The organism is Micromonospora sp. U56 (assembly GCF_018070095.1).
Classification (GTDB): domain Bacteria; phylum Actinomycetota; class Actinomycetes; order Mycobacteriales; family Micromonosporaceae; genus Micromonospora; species Micromonospora purpureochromogenes.
The window spans coordinates 1-7,638 of the sequence record NZ_JAGPYL010000195.1 but is presented as its reverse complement, the minus strand read 5'-3'; the positions used below and the strand labels follow the sequence as shown (position 1 = coordinate 7,638).

The 7,638-nt window shown below is 75.2% G+C and carries 5 protein-coding genes and 1 pseudogene; 4 read left to right on the top strand and 2 right to left on the bottom strand.

The features are described 5' to 3' along the window. Positions 1 to 136: 136 nt before the first annotated feature. Positions 137 to 2,794, bottom strand: coding sequence for a glycoside hydrolase family 3 N-terminal domain-containing protein (locus tag KBX37_RS32720; RefSeq protein WP_247659440.1), 2,658 nt, complete (start codon positions 2,792 to 2,794; stop codon positions 137 to 139). A gap of 290 nt (positions 2,795 to 3,084) precedes the next feature. Between KBX37_RS32720 and KBX37_RS32715 the strand changes: the two genes are divergently transcribed. From KBX37_RS32715 to KBX37_RS32705, 3 genes are read left to right on the top strand one after another with little or no spacing between them, the layout of a single operon-like run. Further along, the gene (locus KBX37_RS32715; protein WP_210779698.1) at positions 3,085 to 4,449 is read left to right on the top strand and encodes a hypothetical protein; all 1,365 of its coding nucleotides are present in this window, start codon (positions 3,085 to 3,087) and stop codon (positions 4,447 to 4,449) included. A gap of 59 nt (positions 4,450 to 4,508) precedes the next feature. After that, on the top strand, positions 4,509 to 5,747 hold the full coding sequence (locus KBX37_RS32710) for a MoxR family ATPase (RefSeq protein ID WP_210779697.1): 1,239 nt from the start codon (positions 4,509 to 4,511) through the stop codon (positions 5,745 to 5,747). A 17-nt stretch (positions 5,748 to 5,764) separates the two neighbouring features. Further along, positions 5,765 to 6,982, top strand: coding sequence for a VWA-like domain-containing protein (locus tag KBX37_RS32705; protein ID WP_210779699.1), 1,218 nt, complete (start codon positions 5,765 to 5,767; stop codon positions 6,980 to 6,982). A 26-nt stretch (positions 6,983 to 7,008) separates the two neighbouring features. Here the strand turns inward: KBX37_RS32705 and KBX37_RS35100 are convergent, their stop codons facing one another. Beyond that, positions 7,009 to 7,164 carry a hypothetical protein gene (locus KBX37_RS35100; protein WP_247659439.1) on the bottom strand — a complete coding sequence of 52 codons (156 nt, stop codon included), beginning with the start codon at positions 7,162 to 7,164 and terminating at the stop codon, positions 7,009 to 7,011. Between the two features lie 198 nt (positions 7,165 to 7,362). Here KBX37_RS35100 and KBX37_RS32695 point away from each other — a divergent pair. Continuing rightward, positions 7,363 to 7,638, top strand: a pseudogene (locus tag KBX37_RS32695) (phosphatase); the annotation flags it as partial.

Genomic DNA, 7,638 nt, shown 5'->3' with positions numbered 1-7,638 from the left:
CCCCGCGGGGCGGGCAGCCGGGTCGTACCCGCCCGCGCGCTGACGCGCTGCCCGGCACCCGGGCCGGCCGGCGGACCCCGGGTGCCGCGTGCGGCGGCACCCGGGGTTGCGCCGGTCACCGGCGCGGCCGGCCCGGTCAGGTGGCGACGCGGGCCAACAGCGTGAACGCCCGGACCGGATCGTCGGCGAGCTGGGCGCGGTCGGCTTCGGCGATCAGCGTCGCCCAGTCCGCCGGCGCGCTTCCCCGCACGACCGCGGACTGGGCGGCCTCGCGGGCCACCGCGAGGATCGCGTCGTTCCGCGCGGCGGAGCCCTGACCCGTGCCGAGCTGCCGGCCGAGCGGCCGCAGCACCTCCGGCGCGTTGCCAAGTGAGCCGTCGGCGTTCCAGTTGCCCGGCGCCAGCGCCGCGCGCAGCTCCGGCCGCTGGTCGGCCACGGCCGCCAGCCCGGACCGGCCGTGGTCGGTCCGCAGTCCCCAGCCGAACGGGTACAGCGGTTGGTAGTCCCGGTCGCCGACGTTGATCGGCACCTGGGCCTCGCTGCGCGGCCAGGTCACCGGGAGGCGGCCGGTGAAGGGCCGCCGGCCGAAGAGGACGTCGGCGACCCCGGCGCCCTCGCTGCCGGGCAGCCACGACGCCACCAGGGCGTCGATCTTGCCGAGCTGGTCCGTCACGATCTGCGGCCGTCCGGAGACCACGAGGACGACGCACGTCTCGATCTCGGCGCAGACCTTGTCGATCACCGCCTGGTCGGCGGGCTGCAGGCGCAGCGACTTCTCCTCCTGCTGGGGCGTCGAGCACCAGCCGCACTCCGGGCCGCCCACGTCGCCGTACCCCTCGGCGTACGGCGTCTCGCCGACCACCACCACGCCGACGTCGGCGCCGGCGGTGGGCGCCGTGGCGTCCGCGCTGTAGGTGACCCGGGCCTGCGGCGCCACCTGCCGGATGCCCTCCAGGATCGTGGCGCCGGGGATGAGGTCGCCCGACTGGCCCTGCCAGGTGATGGTCCAGCCGCCGGCCTGGTTGCCGATGTCGTCGGCGTTGCGGCCGGCGACGTACAGGTTGGCGTCGCGGCGCAGCGGCAGCGCCCGCCCGTTGTTCTTCAGCAGCACCTGCGACTTCGCCACCGCGTCCCGGCCGATCGCCCGGTGCTTCGCGCTGCCGACCTGGTCGACGTTCGCCGCCGAGGCGTACGGCTGCTCGAAGAGCCCGAGCTCGAACTTCTTGCGCAGGATGCGCCGCACGGCGTCGTCGAGGCGGGCCCGGCTGACCCGGCCGGCGGTCACCTCGGCCAGGAGCAGCTCCTCGAACTGCGGGGCGGTGTTCGGTTCCATGAACATGTCGGTGCCGGCGTTCACGCCGACCCGGACCTTGTACGCGGTCAGGCCGGTGTTGGTCGGCTCGGCCGGGTCGGGAATCTGGTGGATGCCCTCCCAGTCGGAGATCAGGAACCCGTCGAAGCCCATCCGGCCCTTCAGGACGTCGGTGAGCAGCTCCCGGTTGGCGTGCATCTTCGTCGGGTTGCCGAGGCCGTCCTCGGTCCAGTCCACGCTGGAGAAGGAGGGCATCACGCTGCCGACGTGGTGTCGCCACAGGGCGGGACCGTAGGGCGAGAGGTCGGTCCGGGCGAAGTGGGCCCGGTCGGTCACCGTCACGCCCTGGTCGATGGGGTACCGCTGCTCCCACCACGGCTTGCCCTCGTTGGCGGCCGCGGTGGCCTCGTCGTAGTCGGTGTCGCCGTCGCCGGCGTAGTGCTTGGCGGTGGCCAGCACCCGGTCGGCGTCGTCGAGCTGGCCGGCACGGCGTCCCTGCAGGCCGTCGATGACGGTCTCCATCGGGATGACCAGCGCGGGATCCTCACCGAAGCTCTCGTAGCTGCGCCCCCACCGCTCGTCCCGGGAGACGCACACGCACGGAGCGAAGTTCCACGGGATGCCGGTCGCCCGCACCTCGGTCGCGGTGGCGTGCCCGATCCGCTCCACCAGGGCTGGGTCGCGGGTGGCCCCGAGGCCGACGTTGTGCGGGAAGACGGTGGCCCCGTACACGTTGCCGTGCCCGTGCACGGCGTCGATGCCGTAGATCATCGGGATCTGCAGTCGGGTGCTCAGCGCCTGCGCCTGGAACTCGTTGACCATGTCGACCCAGGCGGCCGGCGTGTTGGTGGCGGGCGTCGAGCCCCCGCCGGACAGCACGGAACCGAGCCGCCACTGCGCGACCAGCGTGGGATCCGCGGCCACGGCGGCCCGCTCGGCCTGGGTCATCTGGCCGATCTTCTCCTCGACCGTCATCCGACCGAGCAGGTCGGCGACGCGCCGGTCGACCGGCAGCCTCCGGTCGAGGTACGGCAGGCCGTGCGCGTTGACCACCAGGACCGGCTGACCGTCGACGGTGGCGCCGGTGGAGGCCGTGGCGAGCGTCAGTGGGATGGTCTCGGCCGTCTCGGCGGTCCGGTCGCCGTGGACGGTGACGGTGATCGGCCGGGCGGTGCCGGACCGGCTGCCGGCCGGAAAGGTCAGTGCCCCGGCGGCGGGGGCGTAGTCGGCGCCGGCGGTGGCGGTGCCGCTGCCCGTGGTGTAGCGGACGGTCGTCGGGGCCGCCAACGGGCGTCCGTCCGACGTGGTCACCGAGACGGCGACCTCCGCCCGGCCACCCTCGCCGACGGTCTGGACCATCCGGTCCGCGGCGACGGTGACGGTCTGGGTCCTCGCGGCCGAAGCGGAGGACGCCGGCAGCAGCGATGCGGCCAGGACGACGGTTCCGACGAGTGCGACGCGGCTGCGCCAGCAGGAACTCATGTGGTGCCTCCCTACGGGAGTCGGCCGCCCGCACCCTCTCGGTGCGGGATCGCCCTCGTCCCGGTAAGGAATCCTTCCCAATCCCATCAGGGCGCGTCAATATTACGGCGCAATAAAAGTCGGGTGGAGGCGGGCGGCGGCGCCGGACGGGGTGACGGCGAACGAGGCGCGCCCGGCATCCGGGGCGGCGCGAAACGCTTGGCAGAGTTGGTGTGAGGAGCGGTATGCTCCCTCGCGATGATGACCCCTCGTGGCAGATTGGGGGTCCCGTCCGCGCAAGGTGAGTGCTGATGCACTCCCGGGCCGCGGATGCGGATTCTCGCCTTTCCTTGTGGCGGCGCGTGCGCGAGTTCGCCGTGCCGCCGTCCATGATCGAGACTGCGACCGCCCGTCGCCGCGTCGGCGACTGGGCCGGGGCGTGCGCTGCCGCGCGCGTCGACGTCGACCCGAGCCTGCGCGCGGTGGCCCGCACCCACGGTCGGGAACTCGCGGCCCGGGTCCGGGCCGACCTCCGGGAGCTGGCGCCCGACCTGTTGCGCTGGCACCTGCCGAGGATCGCCCCTGACGGGCTGCTGCGCCCCGGCCTGACCATCGCGCTCGCCCGGTACGAAGAGGCCGGACGCGACGGCGACGCCCCCGTGCACCTGGTGGCCCGCACGCCACCAGCATGGGCGGACGCCGGTCAGCGATTCAGTCTGGCGCTCTGGGACGGCCACCAGGACGGCCGTCACCCCCATCCACACCCCGACCGTCGGTTCCGTCTCGACCTGCACCGTCACCTCTGGGACGCGCGCCGGGCCGCCGAGCTGAGGACGCGGTCGGGAGCGGACCGGTTGCCCGCCGACCGCCTCGCCGCAGTAAACGCCGGTCCGTCGGAGGCGGCGCCGCCAGGTCTCGACCGCGTGAATCGGTGGGCGGCCGAGGCCGCGATCCTGCTCCGCGCCGAGGGCCGGACCGACGGTGCCGTCAACGTACGACTCGGCGGCCGGCGTCGGCTCGTCCTGGAGCTGGCTCCGGACGGAGGCATCCTCCGGTCGCCAGCCCGGCGGGGCGCCGAGGAGCTGCCGGTGCTCCCGGACGCGGCGACCTGGGTGCTGCCGGACCTGGCACTGCTCCGCGCCGGGCTGATCGAGGTCGACCGGCTGCACCCGCTGGTGGCCTCGGCACTGGCACCCGAGCATCCGGCGGTCGGCGTGCCGTGGGTGCCGCAGCGGGCCGGTCAGCCACGGCTCGTCCGGTGCCGGGGCGCCCAGCACCGGATCGGCCTGGTCGACGGGGTGCTGGTCGCGCTGGACCACGACCAGGCCGAGATCCGCCGGGAGGAACTGCTGGCCGCGCTCACCGGCACCCCGCTCGCCTGCCTGCGGGCGATCGACGAGGCGCACCGCCACCCGGAATGCCTCGACGACGTCCGCGCCCGGCTGGACCACGGCGACACCGCCGGCGCGCTGGCCGCCGTCGAGGCGCTGCTCGGCCCCGCGGCGCTGCTGCGCGCCGGTGCGCTGCGCGACGAACTGGAGACGGCCGCGTCGCGGCGGGTCACGTACGGGCTGTTCCGGGCGGGGCTCGCCGGAAGCGGGCCCGGTCCCGAGCATTCGGACCGTCGCCGGACCCGTGACCGCCGCTCCCGCCCGCGCCACGGCACCACGCGCTGACCCGTGGGTCCGACCCCGCCGCGCTGTCCCACCCGCCACGAACCCAAAGGTGATCACACATGCCCATGCCGACCGACATCTCCGCCGAAGCCGCCCAGCTCGACGTCGCCGCCGAGTTGCTCGCCCTGCTGGGCGACACCACCACCGAACCGCGCCCCGACACCCAGTTGGAGGCCCTGACGCTGGCCGTCGCCGCCGACCTGCCGGTGCTGCTCTGGGGCGAGCCGGGGATCGGCAAGACCGCGGCCCTGACCCAGCTCGCCGCGTCCCTGGACCTGCCGCTGACCACGGTGATCGCCAGCGTCCACGAGCCGTCCGACTTCTCCGGGCTGCCGGTCGTCGGCGACGACCCCGCCGTGCAGGGTGTGCCGATGGCCCCGCCGGACTGGGCGGTGCGCCTGGTCCGCGCCGGCCGGGGGCTGCTCTTCCTCGACGAGCTGTCCACCGCGCCGCCGGCCGTGCAGGCCGCCCTGCTCCGCCTGGTGCTCGAGCGCCGCATCGGCGCCCTGCGACTGCCGCCCGGCGTGCGGATCGTGGCCGCCGCGAATCCGCGCTCCTCGGCCGCGGACGGCTGGGAGCTGAGCCCGCCGCTGGCCAACCGCTTCGTCCATCTCCAGTGGACCCACGACCACGAGGTCGTCGTACGCGGCCTCGGCGGAACCTGGCCCCGGGCGGCCCTGCCCCGGCTCGACCCGCGGCGGCTGTCGGCGGCCGTCGCCTTCGCCCGCCGCGCGGTGTGCGGGCTGCTGTCGGCCCGGCCGACGTTGGTGCACCGGCTGCCCACCACCGAAGGTCGCCGGGGCGGCGCCTGGCCGTCGCCGCGGAGCTGGGAGATGACGCTGCGCCTGGTCGCCTTCGCGACCGCGGCGGGCACCTCCCGGGACGTGTTGTCGATGCTGGTCAGGGGCGCCGTCGGGGACGGCCCGGGGCTGGAGCTGCTGGCCAGCATGGACCGGATGGACCTGCCGGACCCGGAGGTGCTGCTGGCCGATCCGGCCGCCGCCGTCCTCCCGGAGCGGGGTGACCTGCGCCAGGCCGTGCTGGACGGCGTGGTGGAGGCGGTGCGCCGGCGTCCGGAGAAGTCCCGCTGGGACGCGGCGTGGACGCTGCTGGTCCGGGCGCTCGACACGGGAGCCCCGGACCTGGTGGTAGTCCCCGCGTCCACCCTCGCCGCGCTGCGCCGCGAGGACTGGGACGTTCCGGCGTCGATCGAGCGGCTCGCCGGCGCGGTGTCGCTGTCCCGGCGGGCCGACGAGGCGGCGGCCCGGGTGGCCGCCGCCGCGGGGGCCGGCCGGTGATCGCCGACCGCACCGACATGCTGGACCTCGACAAGCTCTTCGCCGCCCGGCTGCACGCCGCCCGGGTCCGGCCCTACCTGGCGACGGCGCTGTTCGCCCTGCACGTGGTGCCGTCGCGGCAGGTGCCGACGATGGCCGTGGACCCGCACTGGCGGTGCTACGTCGCACCGGCGTTCGTGGACCGGACCCCGGTGGAGGAACTCGCCGGGGTGTGGGTCCACGAGGTCTCGCACCTGCTGCGCGACCACCATGGGCGCAGCGACCGGGTGGCGCGCGAACGCGGCCTGACCGGGCCGGGGGAACGGCTGCGGATGAACATCGCCGCCGACTTCGAGATCAACGACGACGTGTTCGGTGACGGCCTGGCCCGGCCCGACGGGGCCGTCGATCCACGGCACCTGGGACTGCCCGAGGGTGAGCTGATGGAGGACTACCTGCGCCAGTTCCGGCTCGGGCCGGATACCCAGGACCTGGCCTGGTTGGACTGCGGCAGCGGGGCCGACGGGCTGGAGCGCGGGTGGGACCTGGGACCCGACGGCGCGCACGGGCTCACCGCGCAGGAGCGGGACGCGGTGCGGTTCCGCGTGGCCGAGGGCATCACCGCCCGGCCCGGGACCACGCCGGCGGGCTGGCGACGGTGGGCGGAGGAGGCGTTCCACCCACCGCAGCCGTGGCGGGACCTGCTGGGCGCGGCGGTCCGTTCGGCGGCCTCCGCGCCCGGGGTGGGGGAGGACTACACCTACGGACGGCCGTCGCGGCGCTCCGCCGGCGTGCCCGGCGCCATCCTGCCGAGCCTGCGGCGCACGCCCCCTCGAGTCTGCGTGGTGATCGACACGTCGGGGTCGGTCAGTGACGCCGAGCTGGGCAGCGCGCTGCTGGAGGTCGCCGCCATCTCCCGGGCCGTGGGCGGGCGGCGGGACCTGGTCAGCGTGCTGCCGTGCGACGCGGCGGCCCGGGTCGTGCATCCGCTGTGTCGCGCCGAGGACATCCCGCTGGTGGGCGGCGGGGGAACGGACCTGCGGACGGGTTTCGCCCGGGCCCTGCGCAGCCGGCCCCGACCGGACGTCGTCGTGGTGCTGACCGACGGTCAGACGCCCTGGCCGACCTCGCGGCCGTCGTGCCGGACGGTGGTGGGGTTGTTTCCCCGCGCCCGGCCGGTGGACGAGGCGGATCCCGACTACGTGCCGGACTCGCCGCCGGACTGGGCGCGGGTGGTCGTCATCGGTGCCAGGTGAGGTGGCCCGGGCCCCTGCGCGGCCAGTCAGGCCAGGGCGGCCACGGCGGCGTCCGCGCCGTTGCGCCAGAGCACGCCGACCTCGCTGAAGCCGGCGGCGCGCAACGCCGCCAGGTGCCAGTCGGCCGGCGGGTTCCACTCCGGACTGTGCCCGGTCGGGTAGATCTGTCGCCGCTTCTCCACCAGTGAAGAGGGGCTGTCGAGAGCTGACGCGAACTTGTTGCCAGAGACTGGCAATTGCAGCGGGCCGCCGATAGCGGGATCGCCGGCGGTGCACACCGCTGAGGCGGATCGACGTGGGCCGGGACGGAGATGCCTCGACCCGCCGGCCGGGGCTCGCCGGGGACCGCTGTCCCGGGGACGGATCGTTACGCTGCTCGCGTGGCAGACGAGGGCGTGCCGACCACACCTGCCGGGGTGGTGACCTGGTCGGTGGACGACCCGATCGTGGCGGCGGTGCGGGAGGTGCTGGCGGCGATGCCGTCCGGGTGCAGCTGGCTGCTGCCGGTGACCCAGGACGGTGAGGTCGTCGACTTCGGCGTGGCCGCCACCAGCGAACAGGGCCGCGACGTCTACGGCCGGGGAGCCGGGCGGGTGGGCGGGCTGCTCAGCGCCCTCTATCCCGGCATGGTCGGCGGCGTGCTGTGGCAGACGTAC